21 protein-coding genes are annotated in these 23,473 nt (G+C 60.8%); 9 read left to right on the top strand and 12 right to left on the bottom strand.

Annotated features, from left to right (window positions below):
- Positions 1-3 precede the first annotated feature (3 nt).
- Genes HCK03_RS14185 through HCK03_RS14165 form a run of 5 tightly spaced genes read right to left on the bottom strand, consistent with a single transcriptional unit; the run spans position 4 to position 6,016 of the window.
- On the bottom strand, positions 4-993 hold the full coding sequence (locus HCK03_RS14185; protein WP_115192826.1) for a putative FMN-dependent luciferase-like monooxygenase: 990 nt from the start codon (positions 991-993) through the stop codon (positions 4-6).
- Positions 990-2,594 carry a dipeptide ABC transporter ATP-binding protein gene (locus tag HCK03_RS14180; protein ID WP_167691779.1) on the bottom strand — a complete coding sequence of 535 codons (1,605 nt, stop codon included), beginning with the start codon at positions 2,592-2,594 and terminating at the stop codon, positions 990-992. Before HCK03_RS14180 ends, HCK03_RS14185 begins: the two co-directional genes overlap by 4 nt.
- Positions 2,591-3,442: an ABC transporter permease gene (locus tag HCK03_RS14175; RefSeq protein WP_135184703.1), complete on the bottom strand. Its 852-nt coding sequence runs from the start codon at positions 3,440-3,442 to the stop codon at positions 2,591-2,593. Before HCK03_RS14175 ends, HCK03_RS14180 begins: the two co-directional genes overlap by 4 nt.
- On the bottom strand, positions 3,439-4,383 hold the full coding sequence (locus HCK03_RS14170) for an ABC transporter permease (RefSeq protein WP_041145433.1): 945 nt from the start codon (positions 4,381-4,383) through the stop codon (positions 3,439-3,441). The genes HCK03_RS14175 and HCK03_RS14170 overlap by 4 nt, the downstream gene beginning before the upstream one ends.
- Before the next feature lie 10 nt (positions 4,384-4,393).
- Positions 4,394-6,016 (bottom strand): TIGR04028 family ABC transporter substrate-binding protein, encoded by a 1,623-nt coding sequence (locus HCK03_RS14165; protein ID WP_041145434.1) that lies wholly within the window; start codon positions 6,014-6,016, stop codon positions 4,394-4,396.
- Positions 6,017-6,308: 292 nt separating this feature from the next.
- Between HCK03_RS14165 and HCK03_RS14160 the strand changes: the two genes are divergently transcribed.
- Positions 6,309-6,878 (top strand): hypothetical protein, encoded by a 570-nt coding sequence (locus HCK03_RS14160; protein WP_167691778.1) that lies wholly within the window; start codon positions 6,309-6,311, stop codon positions 6,876-6,878.
- Positions 6,879-6,920: 42 nt separating this feature from the next.
- Here HCK03_RS14160 and adhP read toward each other — a convergent pair whose 3' ends face one another.
- Complete coding sequence (gene adhP, locus HCK03_RS14155) at positions 6,921-7,931, bottom strand: alcohol dehydrogenase AdhP (RefSeq protein WP_041145436.1); 1,011 nt, start codon at positions 7,929-7,931, stop codon at positions 6,921-6,923.
- A gap of 256 nt (positions 7,932-8,187) precedes the next feature.
- On the opposite strand from adhP, the gene HCK03_RS14150 reads away from it, so the two are divergent.
- Positions 8,188-8,787, top strand: coding sequence for an inorganic diphosphatase (locus HCK03_RS14150; protein ID WP_041145437.1), 600 nt, complete (start codon positions 8,188-8,190; stop codon positions 8,785-8,787).
- Between the two features lie 55 nt (positions 8,788-8,842).
- Here HCK03_RS14150 and HCK03_RS14145 read toward each other — a convergent pair whose 3' ends face one another.
- From HCK03_RS14145 to HCK03_RS14130, 4 genes are all read right to left on the bottom strand, one after another.
- Positions 8,843-10,555 carry an ABC-F family ATP-binding cassette domain-containing protein gene (locus HCK03_RS14145; RefSeq protein WP_167691777.1) on the bottom strand — a complete coding sequence of 571 codons (1,713 nt, stop codon included), beginning with the start codon at positions 10,553-10,555 and terminating at the stop codon, positions 8,843-8,845.
- A gap of 407 nt (positions 10,556-10,962) precedes the next feature.
- The gene (locus HCK03_RS14140; protein WP_041145440.1) at positions 10,963-12,660 is read right to left on the bottom strand and encodes an NAD-dependent malic enzyme; all 1,698 of its coding nucleotides are present in this window, start codon (positions 12,658-12,660) and stop codon (positions 10,963-10,965) included.
- A gap of 172 nt (positions 12,661-12,832) precedes the next feature.
- A complete protein-coding gene (gene sra / locus HCK03_RS14135) occupies positions 12,833-12,973 on the bottom strand; it encodes a stationary-phase-induced ribosome-associated protein (protein WP_004861775.1) in 141 nt (46 codons plus the stop codon).
- A gap of 158 nt (positions 12,974-13,131) precedes the next feature.
- The gene (locus HCK03_RS14130; RefSeq protein ID WP_041145441.1) at positions 13,132-13,983 is read right to left on the bottom strand and encodes a Vmh family MBL fold metallo-hydrolase; all 852 of its coding nucleotides are present in this window, start codon (positions 13,981-13,983) and stop codon (positions 13,132-13,134) included.
- Between the two features lie 113 nt (positions 13,984-14,096).
- Between HCK03_RS14130 and HCK03_RS14125 the strand changes: the two genes are divergently transcribed.
- The 6 genes from HCK03_RS14125 to HCK03_RS14100 all read left to right on the top strand — a co-directional run bounded on the left by HCK03_RS14125 (position 14,097) and on the right by HCK03_RS14100 (position 20,747).
- Complete coding sequence (locus HCK03_RS14125) at positions 14,097-14,987, top strand: LysR family transcriptional regulator (RefSeq protein WP_041145442.1); 891 nt, start codon at positions 14,097-14,099, stop codon at positions 14,985-14,987.
- Positions 14,988-15,021: 34 nt separating this feature from the next.
- Positions 15,022-15,501, top strand: coding sequence for a GNAT family N-acetyltransferase (locus HCK03_RS14120; protein WP_167691776.1), 480 nt, complete (start codon positions 15,022-15,024; stop codon positions 15,499-15,501).
- Between the two features lie 94 nt (positions 15,502-15,595).
- A complete protein-coding gene (locus tag HCK03_RS14115; protein WP_041145444.1) occupies positions 15,596-16,027 on the top strand; it encodes an OsmC family protein in 432 nt (143 codons plus the stop codon).
- 152 nt (positions 16,028-16,179) lie between these two features.
- Entirely contained in the window at positions 16,180-17,055 is an 876-nt protein-coding gene (locus tag HCK03_RS14110; protein WP_041145445.1) for an oxygenase MpaB family protein, read from the top strand.
- Between the two features lie 247 nt (positions 17,056-17,302).
- Positions 17,303-18,220 (top strand): bestrophin family protein, encoded by a 918-nt coding sequence (locus HCK03_RS14105; protein WP_115192819.1) that lies wholly within the window; start codon positions 17,303-17,305, stop codon positions 18,218-18,220.
- A gap of 226 nt (positions 18,221-18,446) precedes the next feature.
- Positions 18,447-20,747, top strand: coding sequence for an FdhF/YdeP family oxidoreductase (locus HCK03_RS14100; protein ID WP_167691775.1), 2,301 nt, complete (start codon positions 18,447-18,449; stop codon positions 20,745-20,747).
- A gap of 48 nt (positions 20,748-20,795) precedes the next feature.
- Here HCK03_RS14100 and HCK03_RS14095 read toward each other — a convergent pair whose 3' ends face one another.
- Both HCK03_RS14095 and HCK03_RS14090 read right to left on the bottom strand, forming a co-directional pair.
- Complete coding sequence (locus HCK03_RS14095) at positions 20,796-21,416, bottom strand: LysE family translocator (RefSeq protein ID WP_167691774.1); 621 nt, start codon at positions 21,414-21,416, stop codon at positions 20,796-20,798.
- A gap of 80 nt (positions 21,417-21,496) precedes the next feature.
- Positions 21,497-22,300, bottom strand: coding sequence for a helix-turn-helix transcriptional regulator (locus tag HCK03_RS14090; RefSeq protein ID WP_143967171.1), 804 nt, complete (start codon positions 22,298-22,300; stop codon positions 21,497-21,499).
- Positions 22,301-22,501: 201 nt separating this feature from the next.
- Here HCK03_RS14090 and HCK03_RS14085 point away from each other — a divergent pair, with 201 nt between their 5' ends.
- Positions 22,502-23,383 carry a LysR family transcriptional regulator gene (locus HCK03_RS14085; protein WP_041145449.1) on the top strand — a complete coding sequence of 294 codons (882 nt, stop codon included), beginning with the start codon at positions 22,502-22,504 and terminating at the stop codon, positions 23,381-23,383.
- Positions 23,384-23,473 lie beyond the last annotated feature (90 nt).

Genomic DNA, 23,473 nt, shown 5'->3' with positions numbered 1-23,473 from the left:
TCCTTACTGTAGTTGCGGGGCAATATGCTGAGCGATCAGCTCAATAGAACGCAGCGTGTCGCGATGCGAAGGTTCAACGGAGTGGACCTGGAACGAAATATCGGTCACCCGCGCCAGCACGCTATCCTGCGCCAGCGAAGCCTTCACCTGTTCGACATCGCCGACGTGCGCATCCAGCTGAGAGAGATAATCTGTGACAGTGTCACCAATAAGCTGATGTCCGGCAGCGCGGTGCGCCGCCGCCTGACGACGCAGGCCCGGCTCCGCCACCTGCAGGGCGTACTGCCGACTGTCGGCAACAAACGCGGTGCGTGAAGCGAGGATCCTCGGTGCGACCCCCGCCGGGAGCGCGCTGAGGTAGGCGTCGATAATCGGATTCTGGATGGCGTCCAGCGGCAGCTGCGGTTGACCGACGGGGCGCGGCTGGGTGCGGGAGAGCATCAGCCCGTGCCCGGCCTGGCCCGCACGGATAGCCCCTTCGGCGGAGAACGTGGCAATCCATATGCGCTCCGCGAGCTGCGGCGCCGGCGGGTAGAGATGGTTATCCGGATGGGCCAGTGAATCGCCGCGCCAGGCGCTCTGGATCAGATGCAGGTGTTCGGCAAAAACCTCCCCCCGCCGCTCGCTGGTAAGACCAAAGGGTAAAAACGAGGTCGGCGTGCCGCCCGAACCAAAGCCCACTTCTAGCCGCCCGTCCGCGAGCAGATCCAGCACCGCCGCGTCTTCGGCAACGCGCAGCGGATCCTCCATCGGCAGGGTAATGATGGCGGTACCGAGGCGAATACGCTCGGTATGCGCGGCGGCATGGGCGAGAAACACCAGCGGCGACGGCAGGCCGCCCTCATGCTCATGGAAATGGTGCTGCGCAATCCACGCGCTATCGAAGCCGAGTCGTTCGGCGTGACGGATCTGCTCGGTCGCCAGGCGATAGCGCTCCTTCGGCGCCGCGTCGTCCAGCAGACGGGTGAAAAAGCCCAGACGTTTACGCGTCATGCAACCTCCTTGCTTGAGGTGGAAAAATGAGGAATAGCGGCTATAAGCTCGCGGGTGTAATCGTGCTGCGGCGCGGCGAACAGGCGGCCAACCTCACCGTGCTCGACAACCAGGCCGGCGCGCAGCACCGTCACGCTGTGGGCGATGCGGCGCACCGTGGCCAGATCGTGGGTAATAAACAGATAGGTCAGCCCCAGCTGCTGCTGGAGCTGCTGGAGCAGGGCAAGAATTTGCGCCTGCACCGTGACGTCGAGCGCCGAGGTGGCTTCATCCAGCACCAGAATGGTCGGCTCCAGTACCAGCGCGCGGGCAATCGCCACCCGCTGGCGCTGGCCGCCGGAGAGCTCGCGGGCGGTTCGCCCCAGCAGCTCGGGGGCGAGGGCGACCCTGGCGGCAACCGCCTCGACGCGGGCGCGCCGCTGGGTCGGGCTGAGTCGGTCAAAGTTTTTCAGCGGCTCCTCGATAATTTCCTGCAGCGTCTGGCGCGGGTCGAGGGAGGCGAACGGGTTTTGGTAGACGAACTGAATTTTGCGCCGCAGCTGGCGCTGCGCTTCGCGGCTTAAATGTCCGGCATTGATGCCGTCAATGGCAATCTCGCCGCTGTCGGCGCGCTCAAAGCCGAGCAGGATCCGCGCGAGGGTGGTTTTCCCTGAACCGGATTCGCCGACCAGCGCGTGGGTGCTGCCGCGCCGCACCTCGAAGCTCACGCTGTCCAGCGCCTGCAGATGCGAATGGCCCAACGAGAAGCGCTTGCTGACGCCTTCCAGGCGAATAGCCGGCGTCGCCAGCCCGCGCCCGCCCGCCGGGGCGATGGTGAGGTTTTGCCCCTGCAGGTCGCTGAGCAGCTGGCGGGTGTAGGCGTGCTGCGGCGTGCGGATCACGTCTGCCGTAGCGCCGTGCTCCTGAATCTCGCCGTGGCGAAACACCAGCAGGCGTTCGGCGCGCTGCGCCGCCAGCGCCAGATCGTGGGTCACAAACAGCACCGCGGTGCCGGATTCGCGGCGCAGGGTATCGAGCAGGTCGAGAATGCGCTTTTGTACCGTGACGTCGAGGGCGCTGGTGGGCTCGTCGGCAATGATTAAATCCGGCTTCAGGGCGATGGCTATCGCGATCAGCACCCGCTGCTTCATGCCGCCGGAGAGCTGGTGCGGATACTGGTTAAAGCGCTGTTCCGGATGGCTCAGGCCGACTTTCTCCAGCAGGGCCAGCACCTGACTCTTGCGCTCGGCGGCGCTGTGCTTTTGATGCAGACGCAGGATCTCCCCGACCTGGGCGCCGATAGTCTGCACCGGGTTCAGCGAGTTGCCCGGGTCCTGAGGCACCAGGCTGATGCGCGCCCCCCGCAGGCTATCGAGCCGCTTACCCGACCAGCCGCTGATATCCTGCGCGTTAATGACGATCTTCCCGCCGTCGCGGCGGGCGTTATCTGCCAGCAGGCCGATAATCGCCTGGGCGGTGGTGGTCTTGCCGGAGCCGGACTCGCCGACGAACGCCAGCATTTCGCCGCGCCTGATGCTAAAGCTGACGCCGTGCACCACCTCGCGCCACTCCTGCCGGGAGCGGTAGCTGATACGCAGGTTTTCAACGCTTAATACGTTCATGCGCGTTCTCCGCTAAATTGACGGCTGATGCGGTTGGCGGCGAGCACCACCGCCACCACCGCTACGCCGGGGAAGGTGGTTAGCCACCAGGCGGTTGAAAGATAGTTACGCCCTTCGGCAATCAGCAGCCCCCATTCCGGGACCGGCGGCGGGGTGCCGTAGCCGAGAAAGCTCAGGGTTGAGAGCGCGAGGATTGCCTGGCCGAACTGCAGGGTGGCGAAAGCCAGCACGGCGGTCAGCGAGTTCGGCAGAATATGTCGCCAGAAGACGGCGAAGAAGGTCCCGCCGCTGCCGTAAGCCGCCTCGACGTAATCGCTATGGCGTACGCGGACCACTTCCGCCCGCGCCAGGCGGGCAAAGTTGGCAATCGCGGCGACGCCAACGGCCACGGCGGCGTTAACGGTGCCGAAGCCGAGGATGATGATCACCGTGAGCGACAGCAGCAGCGAAGGGATCGCCAGCAGGACGTCAACCAGCCGCATCACCACCGACTCCACGCGTCCGGCGGCGGCGCCGGCAAGGGTGCCGAGCGCGCTGCCGACGATCAGCCCGATGGCGACCGCCGCCAGCGCCGCGCTGAGGGAGTGCACGGCGCCGTAGACAATTCGCGCCCACAGGTCGCGACCCAGCTGGTCGGTGCCGAGCCAGTGTCCGGCCTGCGGCGCCAGGCGCTGGGCGCCGGGTATCCCTTCCAGCGGGCTATAGGGAGTAAAGAGCTGCGGCGCGACGGCCAGCAGCACGGCGGTAACGATGACCGCCCAGGCCAGCCACAGCCCCGGCTGCAGGCGCAGGGTGCGCCGGCTAAACGTCCGACGGCGGGCGGCGATAGCGTAATCAACCAGGCTCATAGGGCACCTCCGGCAAGCGGTTTCAGACGAGGATCGAACAGCGGCATCAGCAGATCGACCAGCAGATTAATCAGCACGAAGCCAAGGGCCGAGATCATCACCACCGCCTGCAGGACGGCGATATCCTGATTATTCACCGCCTGCTGGGTGAGCTGCCCGAGGCCGCCGCGGCCAAATACGGTTTCGGTAATCAGCGCCCCGGCGATCAGCTCGCCCAGCAGCAGGCCGGCGATGTTCAGCACCGGCAGCAGCGCGTTGCCGATGACGTGCCGCCACAGCACGCCGGTTTCGCTCATTCCTTTCGCCCGGGCGACGGCGACAAAAGGCAGCGCGGCAACCTGGTCCATGCTGCGCAGCAGTATTTGCGCCAGCGGCGCGGAGATCGGCACCGCGACGGCAATAATCGGCAGGATCAGCCCCTGTAGCGGGCTGGGGTTGATCACCGGGACCCAGCGCAGCTGGAAAGAGAACAGCTGAATCAGGGCGATGCCGAGCCAGAAGGTGGGCAGGGAGATAAACAGCACCGGCAGCGATTGCAGGGCGTTACTCAGCCAGCGTAGCCCCGGCAGCCGGGCGGCGAAGGCGAGGGTAAACGCCAGCGCGATCGCCGCGATAAAGGCCGGGATCGCGAGGCTCAGGGTTTGCGGAAGATTGCTGGCGAGCAGAGCGTTGACCGCGATCCCCGCCTGCAGCGAGTAGCCAAAATCTCCGCGCAGCATCGCCAGCAGGCTGTGCAGGTACTGCCGCCACAGCGGACTATCGGCGCCGTAGGCGAGGCGCATTTCGGCGATTTGCGCCGGGCTGAGGCCAAGGTCCGGATTCTGGAACTTGATTAGCACCGCATCCCCCGGCAGAACCTGCAGCAGCACGAAGGAGAGGGTAAACGCCGCCCACAGCACCAGGACACCCTGGCCCAGCCGGCTGAGAAGATAGTGGCTCATCGTCGACTCCTTAGCGCTTGTCGAGCCACGCGCCGTAGAACGACGGGCGGCCAACCGCTTCAAAACTGACGCCTTTCACCCATTTCGCTCCGGCAAAGACCTGCGGCTCTTCAAAGATAGGGATCACGTAGGCGTTATCCAGCAGATAGCGCTGAGCGTCGCCGGTCAGCTGCAGGCGCTTTTGCGCGTCAACCTCGGCGGAGATGGCGGTAAGCAGGGCGTTGAGCTTATCGTCGCGGAAGCTCTGCACCTTGTCGCTGGAGCCGCCTTTTTGCAGCAGGGCATCGCGGTTGCCCGGGAAGAACATGCTTTTCACCACGTCAGGGTCGGCGCGGCCGACTTCGGACACGGTGAGCGGCGTTTTCAGCGGATCGAGGTTATCGAGGGTCCTGCTGCCGGCGTCTCCGGCCTTGACGCTGAGCGCCACGCCGACCTGGCGCCACTGTTGAGCAACCAGCTGCAGCACCTCTTTATTTTGCGGCTGCGGCAGCGATTCGTAGACCGTCAGCGCCAGCCGCTGGCCATCTTTGGCGCGAATGCCGTCGGCCGCCGCCTTCCAGCCCGCTTCGTCCAGCAGGGCGTTGGCCTTAGCCGGGTCGAAGGTCAGCCTGTCGCTGAGGTTGACATAGCCCGCCGCCGAGCTGGCGATGGCGGAGGTTGCCTGCGGATAGTTGGTGGAAAACAGGGTATCGACGACCTGCTTTGCGTTAGTGGCATGCAGCAGCGCCTGGCGCACGCGCAGGTCGGAAACCAGCGGGTTGTCCGGGCGGAAGCTCAGGCTGTCGTTCACCCCGCGCGTTGGCGCGGCGTAGAGGATAAAGCCCTGGTCGGTGGTCTGTTTTTCATCGTAGGCCTGCACCTGGCGGATAAAGTCGGCCTGGCCCGCCAGCAGGGCGCCGATGCGCACGCTATCTTCCGGGGTCACGATAAAGGTAATGCCGTCGAGGTTCGCCGGTCCCTGCTGCGGCAGGTTTTTGGGCCCCCATTGATAATCCTTGCGGGCAACCAGCGTCAGCTCGCGGCCCGGCTTTTCATCTTTAACGCTGAACGGCCCGGAGCCAATAATATTGCGCGCATCGCCGAGCTCCTCGAAGTTGCGCTGCAGCGTGCTAAGCGATACCAGCCCCGAGCCGATGGTTGCCGTGCCCTGCAGGAAGCCCGGCGACGGCTTTTTGAAATAGAACTTTACCGTCAGCGGGTCGATGACCTCGCTGCGATCGTAGTTGTTTATCACCTCCGAGACCGGCAGGCGGTGGGCTTTATTCCCCAGCCCGTAGGTATCGAAGTTTTTCGCGACCGCGTTGGCATCCAGCGGGGTGCCGTCGGAGAAGGTCACGCCGGGACGCAGCCTGAAGGTATATTCGGTTTTGTCGGCGTTGGTGGTCCAGCTTTCGGCAATCCACGGCTCGACCGCTAAGGTTTTGGGATTCTGCCAGGTCAGCTTATCGGTGATCTGGTTGAGGATCCCGCCGTTGGGGTAGAAGCCGCCGGCGGGCGGATAAAGGTTGGTGTGCGGCTGCTGCTCAAGGTAGATCAGGGTGCCGCCTTTAACCGGAGTTTCGGCGGCCCAGGCGGAAAAGGCGCCTGATAAAAAGAGTGCTGCCAGCGCGGGCAGGCGAAAACGGCTTTGCATGGTGAATTCCTTTGTTATCTATTGTGTTGTCATCATCCGGCGCGGTTATTGACAAAGGAACGAAGGAATTGCGCTAAGCATGTGCGTAAAAAGCATTAATACGCTTCAGTATTCAAATGACGCCGCGTTGGCGGGAGCCTCTTTTGCCGCTTAACTGCGGGGTGAATGCGTTAAGCATTTTTTATTTTGTCGTCTGGCACTCATCCCATAATTTAATAAAAAGATTGAGATGATACTTAGGGTTGATAGATTAATGGCTGACAAATGAATGTCGCTAAACGGGAAAAGGGTAATGCTGAAATATTTACTGGCGTTGGCGGTGGCGGTATTGACCGGCTGCACCGCGGCGCCGAATTTACCGCCGACCGATACCATAACGAAAGTTAAGCCAATCTCGGCCGGTGTTATTGCAGTGTCCAACAAATACACCTATCGCTTTTATCGCGACGGCGCTCCGCAGGAGTATCAGCGCTACAGCAGCTTCTACCAGCGTTTTAATAAAGTCGCCTCGGGCGTGCGGGTAAACTTTGCGGTTGAGCAGCATGAGGTGGTGGCGGAATATCTGGTGGTGCTTGATAAGCGTAAACTGGACGCGGCGCAGCAGACGATATTAACCAGGGAATATAAAGCGACGGCGCTGGATAGTGAACATCTCGGCGTGCTGTTTAAAGCGAGCGGCTACTGGACGGCAGGGGACCCGAACGAGCTTGAAGAGTCGTGGCGGCTCTCCAGCCCGGTGGTCGTCTCGATCAACGATCGGACGCAAACGCTTTCTACCCTCGGAACCATTGCGCTGATCCCGCTGGCACCACTCTTCCCGCTGGTCATGATGTACGGGTGCGCGACGGGGCCGTGCGTATAACCTGAGCAGACGCCTCTCCCCGATCCGGGAGAGGCGCATTGGCTAGCGGCGGAAGTCGATAACCATCCGGCCGCGGATCTGCCCCTGTTCCATCTCTTTAAAGATGGCGTTGATATCGCCCAGCGGGCGCAGCGTCACTTTCGGCACCACTTTCCCTTCGGCGGCAAACTGGAAGGCCTCAATCAGGTCCTGACGGGTACCGACCAGCGAACCCACCACTTCGATGCCGTCCAGCACCAGGCGCGGAATGTCGAGGCTCATGGCTTCCGGCGGCAGGCCAACGGCCACCACGCGTCCGCCGGCGCGCACCGCGTCAACGGCGGAGTTGAAGGCGGCCTTCGCGACGGCGGTGACCACCGCGGCATGGGCGCCGCCGGTCTTCTCCTGAATCACCTTCGCCGCATCTTCGTTGCGGGAGTTGATGGTCAGGTCGGCGCCCATCTCTGCGGCCAGCTTCAGCTGCTCGTCGTTGACGTCGATGGCGATAACTTTGGCATTGAAGACGTTTTTCGCATACTGCAGCGCCAGATTACCCAGGCCGCCGAGGCCGTAGATCGCAATCCACTGGCCCGGCTTGATGTGGGAGACCTTCACCGCTTTGTAGGTTGTGACGCCGGCGCAGGTGATGCTGCTGGCCGCCGCGGAGTCGAGGCCATCCGGCACTTTTACCGCGTAGTTGGCGGTAACGATACACTCTTCAGCCATGCCGCCGTCAACGGTAAAACCGGCGTTTTTTACCGAGCGGCAGAGCGTTTCGTTGCCGCTATTACAGTAGTCACAGTGGCCGCAGCCTTCAAAGAACCATGCCACGCTGGCGCGATCGCCGGGTTTCAGTGAATTGACGCCGGGGCCGACCTGCAGCACCACGCCGACGCCCTCATGTCCGAGGATGACGCCGGTTTTATCACCAAAATCGCCGTTTTTGACGTGCAGGTCGGTGTGGCAGACGCCACAGCAGTCCATTTTCAGCAGCGCTTCGCCATGTTGCAGGGGACGCAGCGTTTTTTCCGTTACATTGACCTGATGGTCGTGAGTGACAACGGCAGCTTTCATATTTTCTCCTTGATATTAGTGACAAATTACGTCGCATTCTCTGTGAATAATACTCATTAAGGATTAACGCTTATGCCGCGCAATGCAAGTTGAATAGGTAAAAATGTGGCGATGATCGTCGTGCGTAGCAAAAGGTTCGTTTGTTGGTCAATATTATGGCGGTTAATATTTATGTCATGAATTGGTCATATTCCTTTCATCGCCGACCGGCAGGCTGTTAGCGGACAATTTCTTATAACAACAGAGTGATAACCCAATGCATCTGGTAAAAAACATCCTCGCCGCAACACTGCTCTTCTCCGCCGCCGCTCAGGCCCACAACGTGCTGGATTTCCCGCAGCCGGAAAATAATCCGGAGGAGTTTTATGCGGTTACCGAAATTCCGACCGGTGGCATTATCAAATATGAAACTGACGCCAAAACCGGCTTTATCATCGCCGATCGCTTCCAGTCGATGCCGGTGGCTTATCCGGCCAACTACGGTTCGCTGACCCAGTCGCTGGCCGGTGATGGCGATCCGCTTGACGTGGTGTTCTACACCCGTGCGCCGATGGCACCCGGCACCTTGATTAAGCTGCGGGCGATTGGCGTACTGAAGATGATCGATGGCGGTGAGAAGGACGATAAAATCATCGCCGTTCCGGCCAGCAAAATTGACCCGACCTATGATGATATTAAGAACATCAGCGATCTGCCGAAAATGGAGCAGGAGCGTCTGCAGGCCTTCTTCCGGGTCTATAAGCAGCTGCCGGAGGGCCGCAAAAAGGTCGAGCTGAACGGCTTTAACGATGCCGCGGCGGCGAAGCAGGAAATTAAACAGGCATGGGATGCCTGGAAAGCGAAGCAGCCGCAGTAATCTGCCACACGCAGCCCGGCCCAGGCTTGACGCCGTGGGCCGGGCGGGTTGGGTATTAACTCAGTCTGGCATTGATTTGTGCGATCTCCTCTTGCCACCGCGCCTGCTGCTGCGGTTTCTGATGCTTAGGCTTGCGCGCCATATCCTCGGCCAGGCGCTGCTCCAGGCTAATCAACCGTTCCAGCAGCGCGTCGCTCTCCTCCACGTGCGTTAGCGCCGCTGGTGCCTGCGCTGGCCGTTCGCTGCGGCCGGTCGCATTGCTCAGCCGGGCATAGACCTCGTCAACGTCGTGCCATTCGCTAAGGCCCTGGTCGTCGATAAGCCAGAAGCGGTTACAGCTGCGAGCGATCAGCTGACGGTCATGGCTGACCAGCAGCAGGCCGCCGGGGTAGTCCCGCAGCGTATCCGCCAGCGCCTCTTTGCCTTCCATATCAAGATGGTTGGTGGGCTCATCTAACAGCAGCAGGCTATAGCGCGCCAGCGACAGCCCGACAAACAGCAGGCGGGAGCGCTCGCCTCCGCTGAGGGTGCTGACTTTCTGCCCGTGACGAGCCCAGCCGAAGCCGGCGGAGATCAGCGCGCGTTTACGCGCCTCCGGCGCCGGAGCGAAGGCCTCAAGCGCCTCCAGCAGGCTGTGATTATCATCCAGCTGATGCAGCGTCTGGTCATAATAACCCGGGCTGAGGCGGGGATGCAGGCGCAGCCCGGCGTCCGGCGTCGGCTGCTGCAGCTGTCGCCACAGCAGGCGCAGCAGCGACGATTTTCCGCCGCCGTTGCGCCCCATAATGGCGATCCGATCCCCGCTTTTCAGCCGCGCCAGCCCGGTGGTAAAGAGGGCGGGCAGGCCCGGCGCCGGCGGGACCGGCAGTCCTTCCATCTCCAGCAGCCGGTCGGCCTGCACCGCGTCGCCGTGTAGCGCCAGCCGCCACGGCGTTCCGGCGGTCACGCTGGTTTGGTTCTCCTGCAGACGCAGTACCTGTTTTTCCATCTGTTTGGCTTTGCGCGAGAGATCTTCGTTGTCATAGACCTGGCCCCAGGTGGCTAACCGCCTGGCGCTGGCGGTGACGCGGTCGATCTCCTTTTGCTCGGCCCTATGGCGCAGGGCGTCGCTTTCGTCCTGCTCCTGCAGCGCCTGGCGAGCGGCGCTGCAGGGAAGAGAGAAGGCGTGCAGGCTGCTGTCGCGCAGGATCCAACTACTATTAGTTACAGCATCCAATAAGAGATTGTCGTGCGACACCACGACGAAGCTCCCCTGCCAGGTTTGCAGGAAGCTTTCCAGCCACAGCAGGGTCGGCAGATCGAGATGGTTGCCGGGTTCATCAAGCAGCAGCAGATCAGGCTGCTGGATCAGGGCCCGCGCCAGCAGCAGTCGGGTATGCTGGCCGCCGCTCAGGGTGGCCGCCTGCTGCTCGAAGCTGTCGCCGTCAAAACCCATTTCAGCCAGCAGGCGCTCCGCCTGCCAGCGATGGTTTTCCCGACCCGCGGCGGGGAGGCGAGCGAGTACCGCCTGCACCAGCGATTGTGCTAATACCGCCTGCGGCAGATGCTGCTCCACGCGGGCCATCAGGCAGTGGTTAGCCAGCGCCACGCGGCCGGAATTGGGCGTAAGCGTGCCGTCGAGCACCTGCAGTAAGGTACTTTTTCCGCAGCCGTTATAGCCAATCAGGCCAACGCGGTCGCCTTTTTTGAGGGTAAAGGAGAGATCGTTGAATAAGGGGCCAAATGCCGTTTCAACGTACAGAGATTGTGCGGTTAAGAATGTGCTCATTGTGAACTTACTCAAGAGTTACAGGCATGGAAATGCCTCGTCAAACATCGCTGACGATAACCCGGTAAGCCCGAGGGAAGGGGACTAAGGTTTGGTTTCTTCGCTCAAGCTAAAGTTATCGCAGCACGATACCGATAACGCTTGAGGGGGTGCGATCGCCAAATGTATGTGAAAAATTAAACATTTCACAGTACGGCATGGGATCCTCCTTTTCTATTCAGTTAGTTGATGGGTGCAGGCAGTGTAGAGGGAGATCGTCGATTTTGCCAGCGGCTAAAAATGGCAGGGAGGCGGGTAAAGGGAGGCAGGGCAAAAGCGGTGAGCAAAAAAAGCGGGCCCCGTTGAGGCCCGCCGCGTTTGCCGTTATCCAGATGTTTATCCGAATAGCTTGTTCAGGTGAATAGCAATTAAATCGACGTCCGGCGGTAGTTGCGATACTCCGGCTGCCAGAAGTTATCGCTTATCGCCTGCAGCAGCGCCTCAGCGGAGGTTTTCACCGCCACCCCTTGTTCCTGAGCCACTTTACCTACCGCAAAGGCGATGGCGCGCGACACGGTCTGAATATCCTTCAGCTCCGGCAGCACCGGGCCTTCGCCGTTGTTCACCAGCGGCGAGTGCTTCGCCAGGGTTTCGCTGGCGGCCATCAGCATATCCTCGGTGACCCGCGAAGCGCCGGAGGCGATCACCCCGAGACCAATGCCCGGGAAGATGTAGGAGTTATTGCACTGGGCAATCACGTACTGCTTGCCTTTCAGCGTCACCGGCGCAAACGGGCTGCCGGTGGCAACCAGCGCTTCACCGTCGGTCCAGCTAAGAATGTTCTGCGGCGTCGCCTCTACCCGGGAAGTGGGGTTCGACAGCGGCATGACGATCGGCCGCGGGCAGTGCTTATGCATCTCGCGAATAATCTCTTCGGTGAACAGTCCCGGCTGGCCGGAAACGCCGATCAGAATATCGGGCTTGACGTTGCGCACCACGTCGAGCAGAGAGAGGACGTCGCTGGTGGTATCCCACTGCTGCAGATTGTCCCGCTTCTGCACCAGCTTGCTCTGGAACGGCAGCAGGTTCGGCATCGCGTCGGTGAGCAGGCCGAAGCGATCGACCATAAAGACGCGCTGGCGCGCGGCTTCCTCGCTCAGGCCCTCACGCTGGATCTGGGCGACGATCTGCTCGGCGATACCGCAGCCGGCGGAACCGGCGCCGAGGAAGACAATTTTCTGTTCGCTCAGCTGGCTGCCGGCGCCGCGGCTGGCGGCGATCAGCGTACCCACGGTGACCGAAGCGGTGCCCTGGATATCATCGTTGAACGAGCAGATTTCATTCCGGTAGCGGTTAAGCAGCGGCATGGCGTTCTTCTGCGCAAAGTCTTCAAACTGCAGCAGCACGTCCGGCCAGCGGTGCTTAATGGCCTGGATAACGTCATCAACGAACTGATAGTACTCATCATCGGTGATACGCGGGTGGCGCCAGCCCATATACAGCGGATCGTCGAGCAGCTGCTGATTGTTGGTTCCGACGTCCAGCACGACCGGCAGGGTGTAGGCCGGGCTGATCCCGCCGCAGGTGGTGTACAGCGACAGCTTCCCGATAGGGATGCCCATTCCGCCGATGCCCTGATCGCCAAGACCGAGGATTCGCTCACCGTCGGTAACCACGATCACCTTAACGTTGTGATTAGGCACGTTTTGCAGGATATCGTCGAGGTTATGTCGGTTCTGGTAGGAGATAAATACGCCCCTGGCGCGGCGATAGATTTCGGAGAAGCGTTCGCAGGCGGCGCCGACCGTCGGGGTATAGATGACCGGCATCATCTCTTCAAGATGGTTGCCAATCAGGCGATAAAACAGGGTTTCGTTGGTGTCCTGGATATTGCGCAGGTAAATGTGCTTGTCGATCTCGGTTTTGAACCCCTGATACTGGATCCACGCGCGCTCGGCCTGCTCTTCGATGGTTTCAACCACTTCCGGCAGCAGGCCCAGCAGGTTGAAGCTGCTGCGCTCTTCAATGCTGAAGGCACTACCTTTATTGAGAAGCGGGAACTCGAGCAGGACGGGGCCCGCGTAGGGGATGTACAGGGAACGGTTTTTTTTATGGGTGAATTGCATCGCACTAACTCCTTGATATTCGCTTCAGGCCCGGCGCGGCGATAGACGAGCGGGCTGGCAGGGAATGCTGCGGGCAGAGTATAGAGCAGTTGCTGTTAAAGAGGGGGGATAGCGTTAAAAAAACACCATCCTGGCAAAAGGACGGTGTTTTTATCATCACTCAGTCGAGAAATTAGCCCGCGCGGCGTTTACGGCCGGTGGCATGAGCGTGGTTGATGGTGGTTTCCACATCGCCGTCCAGCACCACTTTTTTCTGCTGGGACAGCTTATAGTTCAGACCGAGAAGATGACGTGCCTGATGGTTCGATTTCATTCTTACTCCTTAATCCACTTCTGTTTCAAGGACAAGCCCGGCGAAACCGGACGAAATATAACCCTAACGGCGGCCCGTTAACCGAACCGCGCACTCTATGGTGGTCTATATTTTCACCAATGGCAACCTCATGTGCGCGGATTAGGAACAGTCTGCGGCTACCACTTCATCTCGCCGGTGTTGACCTTTGCGCTCAGCTCCAGCGAGCTCTCTTCCGCCAGCTTCGGCCAGCGCTGCTTCATCTCTTTGATCACGCCGGCGGAATCCTTATGGTTCTGCAGCGCCTGCTCAAACTGCTGCAGGTAGTCGCGGGTGAAGACGATTGCGCGGTCGCCTGCCGGCGGCGTGCCGAGATAGTGCCCCGGAATCACCTGCTGCGGATGCAGCGCGGCCATATCGTCGAGGGTTTTACGCCACTGGAGGCGGCTTTCAGCGGTCTGGGTATCGGCGGTCCAGACGTGCATGTCCCATGCGACACCGGTACCGCCGAGAATGGCCTTGTTACCCGGGATCCACACAAAGGCGGCATAGCTATCCGGCTCGCGGATTTCGACCTTCTCGCCGTCGATGGTAAAGGTGTGGGCTTCAATCACCTGCGGAGCATAGACCTGCTGCGGGGCGCCGTCTTTCATCTGCGGTCCCCAGTAGGCCAGCTTCGCGGCTTTAGTGGCGTTAATGTGATTAACCACTTCCTGTGTCGCGACAATTTTGGCCTGCGGGAAGGCTTTAACCAGCGGCTCAAGGCCGAAGTAGAAATCCGGATCGCCGGAGGTGATCACAATCCGGCTCAGCGGCTTGCCGTTTTTGCGGATCATCTCTACCAGCTTCTCGCCGTCCTTGACGCTGAACTGGGCGTCAAACAGCACTGCTTCGTGAGGGCCGGAGGCCAGCGTTGAGTTGACGGCAAAAATCCCTTTATCCTGCGGGTTATAGGTTTGCAGCTGCAGCGGTGCGGCGAAGGCGGCGCTGCTGAACAGGGCGGTGGCGATGGCAAGGGTCGATAGTTTCATGATTGTTTTCTCAATGTCGGGTGAATAACGCTATTTTACGTATTTCCTGATTTGCGAAAATTCCTGAAAAAAGAGATGCTGAGTTTCATAAAACGTGCAGATGGAAACGACGTATGGATAGAATTATCGCCGCCAGAGTGTATATCCGCATTTGCGAGCTGGGCAGCCTCAGCGCCGCCGCGCGGGCGCTGGGCATGTCGCGGCCGATGGTCAGCCGCTATCTTGAGCAGATGGAGCACTGGGCCGGCAGCCGCCTGATCCACCGCTCCACGCGCCGGCTAACGCTCACCGCCGCCGGAGAGAAGGTGCTGCAAAAAACGCGCAGCCTGACGCAGCTGTCGGACGAAATTGCCGGGCAAACCGAGCGGGCGGTGCCCAGCGGTACGCTGCGGGTGGCCTGCGCCCACTTTACGGCGATGCAGCTTATTTCGCCGCTGCTGCCGGATTTTCTCGCCCGCTATCCGCAGCTGCGTCTTGAGCTGGATATCAACAACCATCCGGTCAGCCTGATAGGCGAACGCATCGATGTGGCAATCCGCATCACCGATAACCCGGAGCCGGGGGCCATCGCCCGCCGGCTGGGAGTTTGCCGGTCGGTGCTCTGCGCCTCGCCGCGCTGGCTGCAGCTGAACGGGCAGCCGCAGACCCCCGACGACCTGAGCCAGCACAACTGCCTGCATTACAGCCACTTCGCCACCCAGACCTGGCAGTTTATCTCCCCCGAGGGGGAGAGCGCGGCGGTGGCGGTATCGGGAAATTTAAGCGCCGGGATCTCCTCCCTGCTGCTGGAGGCCGCGGTGGCCGGCTGCGGTATCGCGATGCTCCCCGAGCTTGAGGCGCAGCGCGCGCTGAGCAGCGGAGCGCTGAAGGCGATACTGCCGGGCTGGACGCCGAAGCCGCTGAGCGTTTTTGGCCTCTACCTCTCGCGCGACTACCAGCCCAGCGCGCTGCAGCTGTTTCTCGACGATATACAGCAGCGACTGGCGCAGCCCGCGAACGGCTAGCAGCCGTTAAACACGTCACTAAAGGAATGGAACAATGATGATATTCAGACCGATGCAGGAGGCCGACTATGCGGCCTGGCTCGCCTATTTTATCCCCGATTACGCCGTTGAAATTGCGGATAACTACGGCCTTTCCGCTCAGGCTGCCCGCGCCCAGGCGCAGCAGGAGATTGCCGAGAGCCTCCCTGAAGGCGCGGGCACGCCGGGCCAGGTTTTACTCTGCCTGATTGAACGTGTCGGCGACGCGGAGCGGCAGGTTGGCTACCTGTGGTATAAGCCGGACGCCAAAATGCGATCGGCCTTTATTTGCGACTTCTATATTCACCCCGACAGTCAGGGGAAGGGGCTGGGCAAACAGGCAATGGCGGCGCTGGAAAACGATCTCCGACAGCAGGGTTTTGCGCAGATAAAGCTGCGGGTCGCCGGGGATAACGCGCGCGCGCGCCGCCTGTACGAGGCCAGCGGCTTTGGGATCACCGGTATCAATATGAGTAAAAATATCGACGCCGGGTAGCGGGGCAAAATCACCTCCCGGGGTAAATGGTGCAGGCCGAATCCGCTATCCGCTCCTATACTTACTCCTTTAACGTCAAAAAAGGAGCGAATCCATGGCAATTCATAAGAAAGGTCAAGCGCACTGGGAAGGGGATCTGAAAAGCGGTAAAGGAACCGTCTCAACGGAGAGCGGGGCGCTGAACCAGCAACCTTATGGCTTCAATACCCGCTTTGAAGGCGTGAAGGGTACCAACCCGGAAGAGCTCATCGGTGCGGCCCATGCGGCCTGCTTCTCGATGGCGCTATCGCTGATGCTGGGTGAAGAAGGGTATACGCCAACCTCGATTGATACGGTCGCCGTGGTGACCCTCGATAAATCCGCCAGCGGCTTCGCCATCACTAAGGTGGCGCTCCAGAGCCAGATCGTGCTGCCGGGCATTGCCGATGCGGCGTTTGAAAGCATCATTCACAAAGCGAAAGCGGGCTGCCCGGTTTCGCAGGTGCTCAATGCCGAAGTGAGCCTGGAATATAAGCTCAATCCGTAAACGCCCATTCCTGTGCTATTCCCGGCTTGACGCCACCGCGTGCCCGCAGCCTGCGGGCACCGCGCATTGTGCCTAAAAGCCGCTGCCGGCAAATGAGTCCGCCGTCAATTAATGGTATGTTTTGCCTGTGATGAAAAGGAGCAGGCACAGTAATGACCAGCATACGCGGTATGATTGAAGCGCAGGTATTGGGTTTAACCGGCATGGCGCTGAAAGAGATTGATTTTGAACGCCCGCTCGGCGAGCCGGGGCTGTTTGGCCCACGCTCGGCTATCTGGCCGGTACACGGCGACTTTACCTCAATGCTCTGCGGTGGCATCAGCGCGCTGCTTCTGCAGATGCTCCACCCGCTGGCGCTGGCCGGCGTCTGGGATCACTCTAACTTCCGCGAAGACATCTTTGGCCGCCTGCGGCGCACCAGCCAGTTCATTTCTGCCACTACTTTTGGTACCACCGACGACGCCGAGCGACTGATCGCGAAGATCAGGGGGATTCATCTGCGGGTCAGCGGGCAGGACCGCGACGGGACGCCGTACGCAGCCAGCGATCCGGCGCTATTAACCTGGGTACACGTGGCCGAGTGCAGCAGCTTTATGGCTTCGCATTTGCGCTACCGGCGAACGGTAGTGAGCGAAGCGCGCCAGGCGCAGTATTTTGCCGAGGCCGGAGAGATTGCCCGCCGCCTCGGCGCGCGGGATATTCCGCTCACTCCGCGCCAGGTGGCGGAGTATTTGCAGGATATGCGCCCGCGCCTGCGCTGCGACGAACGTACGCTGGAGGTCGCCCAGGTGCTGTTTGCTACCCGCCTGCCCGGGCGGCTGAGTCAGCCCGTGGGCCAGCTGATGATGCGCGCGGGGGTCGATCTGCTGCCGCCCTGGGCGCAGGAGATGCTCTCCCTCAGGATGAATCCCCTGCAGCGGCAGGCCACCCGCCTGGCGGTGCACGGCATTGCCCGCGTGCTGCGCGCCTCGGTGCGTAACGGAGCCTGGCACTGCGCGATGCGGCGGATGAACGGCGGGGTGCTGTAACCCTGCCGCCCGGTTAGCCCTGATAAAAGAGGGGTTAACCGATCCGGCGTTTTATTACCGCCGGGATCCGCGTATTGCCGGATAAATAAAAAGAGACCATAATTAACGGGCCATTAATCCCTCTCTTATTAGTGGTCAATAATTAACGCAATTAACGCATTGTCGTGTTAGTGCTCAATAAAATAAGCCAATGGCGTAATAGATAATATTAAGCCATGCGCAATGGCGCTCATCAGGAAGTAGTACAATGATTATCCGACCAGAACAACACTGGTTCCTTCGTCTGTTTGACTGGCACGGTTCGGTGCTGTCAAAAATCGTCTTTCGCCTGCTGCTAAACGTGCTGATGTCGATTATCGCGATTATTAGCTATCAGTGGTATGAACAGCTGGGGATCCATTTAACCGTTGCGCCGTTTAGCCTGCTGGGTATCGCCATCGCGATATTTCTCGGCTTTCGCAACAGCGCCAGCTATAACCGCTTCGTCGAGGCGCGCAACCTGTGGGGAACGGTATTAATTGCCGAGCGCACGCTGATGCGCCAGCTGAAAAATATTCTGCCGGCCGCCGCAGAAACGCATAAAAAAATAGCCAGCTACCTGATTGCCTTTAGCTGGAGCCTGAAACATCAGCTGCGAAAAACCGATCCCAGCGCCGACCTTTACCGCCTGCTGCCGCGCGATGCGGTGGCGGAAATTATCGCCAGCTCGATGCCGACTAACCGCATCCTGCTGCTGGTGGGGCATGAGCTAGGCCAGCTGCGCGAAGCGGGGAAGGTCAGCGATATCACCTACGGCCTGATGGACAATAAGCTGGACGAGCTGGCGCACGTGCTGGGCGGCTGCGAACGTTTAGCGACGACGCCGGTGCCTTTTGCCTACACCCTGATTTTGCAACGCACCGTCTACCTGTTCTGCACGCTGCTGCCGTTTGCGCTGGTCGGCGATTTGCACTACATGACGCCGTTTGTCTCGGTCTTTATCTCCTACGCCTTTTTGTCATGGGATTCGCTGGCGGAAGAGCTGGAGGATCCGTTCGGCATTGCCGCCAACGATCTGCCGCTCAACGCAATGTGCAATACCATCGAGCGCAATCTGCTGGACATGACCGGACAGCATCCGCTGCCGGAAAAAGTTCAGCCCGACAGGTACTACAACCTGACCTGATCCCCGCCGCGCTGCTAATGTTAAATAAGTTAAATCTAATGCGTGATAGATAACATTGATTATACAGTCTCGGCCTCGATTGTTATTCTTTCGTTAACAAAAACCCTCGTCGGCGGCGGATGTTCACCTCGCGCCGGCGAGCGGCCAAAAAACAGTGCGATCGCTCTGATAAGGCGGTCTGACGCACGCATTTACCTGCTTATCGACGGTGCATTCAGGAGCTAGCATGAACAAGAAAAGACGCGCAGTGCCGGGGGTTCATCCCTATGACGGCCCGGCCGGCGGCTGGGGCGCGCTGAAAGCCACCGCCATCGCCGTTCGCACCCAGATGGATGCCCTTGATGCCCCCGCGACGCTGCTGCGCACCAACCAGCCGGACGGTTTCGACTGCCCGGGCTGCGCATGGCCGGACAAAGAGCACAAGTCGACCTTCCAGTTTTGCGAGAATGGCGCCAAGGCGGTGACCTGGGAAGCGACCAGCAAACGCGTCACCGCCGAGTTTCTGGCGGCCAATACGGTCAGTTCCCTGCTGGCGAAAAGCGATTTTGAGCTGGAAGGCTACGGCCGCTTAACCGATCCGCTGGTCTACGATCGCGCCAGCGACACCCTGCGCCCGGTCTCCTGGGAGCGCGCCTTTACGCGAATCGGCGAGATTGTCAGCGGCATGCAGCCGGATGAGGTCGAGTTTTACACCTCAGGGCGCGCCTCCAACGAAGCCGCCTGGCTGTTCCAGCTTTACGCTCGCGAGCTCGGCACCAACAACTTCCCTGACTGCTCCAATATGTGCCACGAGGCAACCAGCGTCGGGCTGCCGCAGTCGATTGGCATTGGCAAAGGGACGGTTTCGCTGGATGATTTTGAGCAAACCGAGCTGGTTATTTCCATCGGCCACAACCCGGGAACCAACCACCCGCGGATGATGGGAACCCTGCACGAGCTGTCGCGGCGCGGAGTGCCGATAATTGTCCTCAATCCGCTAAAAGAGCGGGCGCTGGAGCGTTTTGCCGACCCGCAGAACGTGATCGAAATGGCGACCTACAGCTCAACCAACATCGCCTCGACCTATTTCCAGGTCAAGGCCGGCGGCGACGCTGCGGCGCTGAAGGGCATTGCCAAGGCGCTGCTGCAGATGGATGACGATCTGGATAATGTCCTCGACAGCGCTTTTATTGCCGAACATACGCAGAACTTTCCCGCCTTTGCCGATGATTTGCGCCTGACCCGCTGGCACGACATCGAGCGCGAATCGGGCCTGACCCGCGACGACCTGCAGCGCGTCGCCGCGGCCTATGCCAAATCCAACGCCACCATCGTCACCTACGGCATGGGGATCACCCAGCATAACAAGGGCACCTCAAACGTGCGCCTGATCGCCGACCTGCTGCTGATGCGCGGCAATATTGGCAAACCGGGCGCCGGGATCTGTCCGCTGCGCGGGCACTCCAACGTGCAGGGCAACCGCACCGTTGGGATCACCGAAAAGCCGAGCGCCAGCTTCCTCGCCAGCCTGCAGCGTGAGTTCGGCTTTGTTCCGCCGCAGGCGCATGGCCACGATGCGGTGAAGGCGCTGGAGGCGATGATTGCGGGGAAATCGAAGGCGCTGCTGTGCCTCGGCGGCAACTTTGCCGTCGCCATGCCCGATCGTCAGCAGGCCTTCCCGGCGATGCAGGGGCTGGAGCTGAGCGTACACGTTGGTACCAAGCTCAACCGCTCGCACCTGCTGGTGGCTAAAGAGACCTATATTTTGCCCTGTCTGGGACGTACCGAACTCGACGTCCAGCAAAGCGGCCGCCAGTCGATTACCGTTGAGGATTCGATGTCGATGGTCCACGCCTCGTCGGGCAAGCTGAAGCCGGCCTCACCGCAGCTGCGCTCCGAGCCGGCGATTGTGGCCGGGATGGCGATGGCGACGCTGGCGAACACCAAAGTTGACTGGCTGGCGCTGGTGGCAAACTACGATCGCATCCGCGAGCTGATTGAACGCACCGTTCCCGGCTTTGAAAACTACAACCAGCGCATTCGTCATCCGGGCGGCTTCCGCATGCCGCTGCCGCCCACCGAGCGAGTCTGGCCGACGCCAACGGGCAAAGCGATGTTCTCGGTTTTCCACGGCGTTCATGAAAACGTGCAGGTGGGCGGGGAGGACGTTATGCGCCTGGTGACGCTGCGCAGCCACGACCAGTACAACACCACGATTTATGCGCTCGATGACCGCTATCGCGGCGTCTTTGGCCGCCGCGACGTGCTGTTTATGAACGAGCAGGACATGGCAAATATGGGGCTGGAGCACGGCGACCGGGTGGATATCAGTACCGCGCTGCCGGACAGCCACCAGCGTCTTGAGGACATTACGCTGGTGGCCTACAGCATCGCGCCGGGCACCGTGGGCGCCTATTATCCGGAGGCTAACGTTCTGGTTCCGCTCAACTATCTTGATGAAGAGAGCGGGACGCCGTCCTACAAATCGGTACCGGTTCGCCTGACGCTGCGCTCGAAAGAGATCCTGCCCGTCGCGGGCCTCCGCTAGCACCTCCTGCACCTCGTCGTCGGCAGCCGCCGCCGGCGAGGCCCCGTATCAGCGCGGCGTCAGAATAAGCCTGATGCCCAGCGCAACAAAACCGGCGGCAAAGCCCAGGCTCAGACCCCGCAGGATCGCCGGGCGGGTGAGGACGTGGCGGCGCATGGCGGCGGAAAAGGCGCCATAGAGCATAAACACCAGCAGGGTCATCAGCATAAAAATGGCGCCCAGCAGCAGCATATCTCCCGTCGGCGAGGGGGAATCGCTGCGTATAAACTGCGGTAAAAACGCCAGAAAAAAGAGCGGAAGCTTGGGATTAAGCAGGTTTATCAATACCGCGTGGGTGACGATTTTACCCGCGCTCCGCGCGGTATCTGCCGCGTCGAGGCGCAGCGAGCCGCGCTGCCTGAGGGTTATCCACGCCAGATACAGCAGCCAGGCGACGCCGAGATAGCGCACGCCCTCAAACGCCAGCGGGCTGCCGTGGAGAATGGCCGCCAGTCCGGTTACCGCCGCCAGCATATGAGGAATAATCCCCAGCGTGCAGCCCAGCGCGGCGGCGTAGCTCATTCTGCTGCCGGCGGAGAGTCCGGTAGCAATGGTGTAGAGCGCGCCGGTGCCGGGGGCGACGACAACGATCAGGGAGGTAATAAGAAATTCAGGCGTGATAAGCGACATAGCATGCTCTTCGTTTAAGGGGAAAGAGCCTGAGTATTTCGCAGCGAAGCCGGCGCGTATTGAACAAAATTGCAGGCAGGCTAGCCGATTGCGGTGAGGTAGTATCCCGGCGTCATCCCGAACTGCTTCAGGAAGGCGCGGGTGAAGTGGCTCTGATCGGCGAAGCCCGCCATCAGCGCCGCTTCGGCCAGGCCGTTCCCCTCCGCCAGCAGCCTGCGGGCCAGCCGCACGCGGGACTGGATCAGATAGGCGTGCGGGGTGATCCCGGTTGCGCGGGCGAAGCCGCGTATCAGCTGGAAACGGCTGATACCGCAAAGCGCGGCGAGATGCTCGAGGGTTATCTTATTTTCCGGCGCATCGTCGAGATACTCTTTTGCCAGAGCGATGCCCGGCGAGCCGGGCTCTCCCGGCGGCTTCACCAGCAGGTGGCGGCGGGAGATCTGCATCAGGCAGAGAAGAAAGGCTTCCTCTACGGCGCCGCCGTCGGGGGACGCGGCGCGGATTTCGCTGAACATGCGCGCCATCAGCCCGTTCAGCCGAGGATCCTCAACCACCGGGCGCAGGATAATATCCTCCGCCTTTGCGCCCTCGGGGAGCGCCTGCTCAACTAAATGGGGATCGATATACAGCATCTGCCAGCCGCGAGGGCCGTGCAGCGGCGCGCCGTCGTGAATTTCGCCGGGGTTGACCATAATGACGTTGCCGGCAGCGGCGTCAACTTTGCCGATATGGCTCCACGAACGCTGGGCGCCGTGGGTAAACACGCCGATGCCGAACCGGTCGTGAGAGTGGCGGGAGAAGCTGTGCTCGGTCAATAGCGACAGCGCTTCGAGCCCGGCGACCGGAACTTTGTGCTGCTCAACCTGATGTACATAGCGCTTCACCTTGCCCCTCCGTTTACCGATAGCCCTGTACCCAGTTTGGCAGCGTCAGCCCTTAAATCAAGCGTGCGGCGCGTTTGGCGGCGCCGGCAGCGGGCATTTTTAGGCCTTAAAATAACATTTGGCTAACATATTTGGGCTACACTAGCGCTCTGTATCGCGCTGGCGCACCATTACGCGCGAGCGCAAATAAGTGGATCAATCATGGATATTAAACAGCTCAAGTACCTGATCGCCCTCGACCGGACCCGCCATTTTGGCCAGGCCGCAGCGGCCTGTCATATCACCCAGCCGACGCTCTCGATGCGCATTCGCAGCCTGGAAGAGGAGCTGAACCTCGTGCTGATCCAGCGCGGGCAGCGCTTCGAGGGCTTTACTCCCGAAGGGGAACGCATTCTGGCGTGGGCGCGGGCGTTGCTGGCCGCCCACGACGGGCTGGAGGCGGAGGCAGCCATTTGCCGCGGGCAGATGGTTGGCCAGCTGCGGGTCGGCATGGTGCCGCTGGCCAGCCTCAACCCGATGCAGCTGATTAAGCCCCTGAGCGAAAAGTATCCCGAGCTGCAGTTTAGCCTGCTGTCGCTGACCTCGGAGCAGATTATCGATGGCGTGAGCCGTAACCAGCTCGACCTCGGGATCTGCTATCTGCACCACGTCGATAGCCAGCTTTTCAACGTGCAGTGGCTCCCGGCGACCCGAATGGGGCTGCTGCACGATCGGCGCCACTTTCAGTTCGCTGCGGGGATCCCCGACTGGGAGACGCTGGCCGCATTGCCGCTCGGCTTTCTCACCAAAGGGATGTACTACCGCGAATCGATCGAAATGAGCTTTAAGGGCAAAGGGCTGACGCCGAAATACGTCTTTGAAAGCGACTCCACGTTCCAGATCATACAGGCGGTGCAGGCGGGCATCTGCTGCGCCATTATGCCGCTCAACAACGGTCTGGAGGCGCTGAGCGACAACCTGGAGATTATCCCAATTGCCGAAACGGCAGTGGATTCGATGCTGGCGCTGATTATGCGCAATCAAGAGCCGGTGTCGTCGCTGGCGGAAAAATGCTTTGCCGACGCGCAGGCGATATTTGGCTAAGCGGTCCGGCGTTTGCTGGCGTCACTTTCGTTCAGCCAGCGGCATACGCGCCGCCGTTGCCGCCGGAAGCATTCCGGCGACAAGGCGTGT

Origin of the sequence: Klebsiella terrigena (genome assembly GCF_012029655.1) — a bacterium.
Classification (GTDB): domain Bacteria; phylum Pseudomonadota; class Gammaproteobacteria; order Enterobacterales; family Enterobacteriaceae; genus Klebsiella; species Klebsiella terrigena.
Note: the sequence above shows the minus strand (reverse complement) of the source record. Positions and strands in the feature narration are given on the sequence as shown.

What these genes read in the sequence shown, in the direction of transcription:
- HCK03_RS14185 (WP_115192826.1), bottom strand. Translation starts at nt 993, where the DNA reads ATGACGCGTAAACGTCTGGGCTTTTTCACCCGTCTGCTGGACGACGCG.
- HCK03_RS14180 (WP_167691779.1), bottom strand. Translation starts at nt 2,594, where the DNA reads ATGAACGTATTAAGCGTTGAAAACCTGCGTATCAGCTACCGCTCCCGG.
- HCK03_RS14175 (WP_135184703.1), bottom strand. Translation starts at nt 3,442, where the DNA reads ATGAGCCTGGTTGATTACGCTATCGCCGCCCGCCGTCGGACGTTTAGC.
- HCK03_RS14170 (WP_041145433.1), bottom strand. Translation starts at nt 4,383, where the DNA reads ATGAGCCACTATCTTCTCAGCCGGCTGGGCCAGGGTGTCCTGGTGCTG.
- HCK03_RS14165 (WP_041145434.1), bottom strand. Translation starts at nt 6,016, where the DNA reads ATGCAAAGCCGTTTTCGCCTGCCCGCGCTGGCAGCACTCTTTTTATCA.
- HCK03_RS14160 (WP_167691778.1), top strand. Translation starts at nt 6,309, where the DNA reads ATGCTGAAATATTTACTGGCGTTGGCGGTGGCGGTATTGACCGGCTGC.
- adhP (WP_041145436.1), bottom strand. Translation starts at nt 7,931, where the DNA reads ATGAAAGCTGCCGTTGTCACTCACGACCATCAGGTCAATGTAACGGAA.
- HCK03_RS14150 (WP_041145437.1), top strand. Translation starts at nt 8,188, where the DNA reads ATGCATCTGGTAAAAAACATCCTCGCCGCAACACTGCTCTTCTCCGCC.
- HCK03_RS14145 (WP_167691777.1), bottom strand. Translation starts at nt 10,555, where the DNA reads ATGAGCACATTCTTAACCGCACAATCTCTGTACGTTGAAACGGCATTT.
- HCK03_RS14140 (WP_041145440.1), bottom strand. Translation starts at nt 12,660, where the DNA reads ATGCAATTCACCCATAAAAAAAACCGTTCCCTGTACATCCCCTACGCG.
- sra (WP_004861775.1), bottom strand. Translation starts at nt 12,973, where the DNA reads ATGAAATCGAACCATCAGGCACGTCATCTTCTCGGTCTGAACTATAAG.
- HCK03_RS14130 (WP_041145441.1), bottom strand. Translation starts at nt 13,983, where the DNA reads ATGAAACTATCGACCCTTGCCATCGCCACCGCCCTGTTCAGCAGCGCC.
- HCK03_RS14125 (WP_041145442.1), top strand. Translation starts at nt 14,097, where the DNA reads ATGGATAGAATTATCGCCGCCAGAGTGTATATCCGCATTTGCGAGCTG.
- HCK03_RS14120 (WP_167691776.1), top strand. Translation starts at nt 15,022, where the DNA reads ATGATGATATTCAGACCGATGCAGGAGGCCGACTATGCGGCCTGGCTC.
- HCK03_RS14115 (WP_041145444.1), top strand. Translation starts at nt 15,596, where the DNA reads ATGGCAATTCATAAGAAAGGTCAAGCGCACTGGGAAGGGGATCTGAAA.
- HCK03_RS14110 (WP_041145445.1), top strand. Translation starts at nt 16,180, where the DNA reads ATGACCAGCATACGCGGTATGATTGAAGCGCAGGTATTGGGTTTAACC.
- HCK03_RS14105 (WP_115192819.1), top strand. Translation starts at nt 17,303, where the DNA reads ATGATTATCCGACCAGAACAACACTGGTTCCTTCGTCTGTTTGACTGG.
- HCK03_RS14100 (WP_167691775.1), top strand. Translation starts at nt 18,447, where the DNA reads ATGAACAAGAAAAGACGCGCAGTGCCGGGGGTTCATCCCTATGACGGC.
- HCK03_RS14095 (WP_167691774.1), bottom strand. Translation starts at nt 21,416, where the DNA reads ATGTCGCTTATCACGCCTGAATTTCTTATTACCTCCCTGATCGTTGTC.
- HCK03_RS14085 (WP_041145449.1), top strand. Translation starts at nt 22,502, where the DNA reads ATGGATATTAAACAGCTCAAGTACCTGATCGCCCTCGACCGGACCCGC.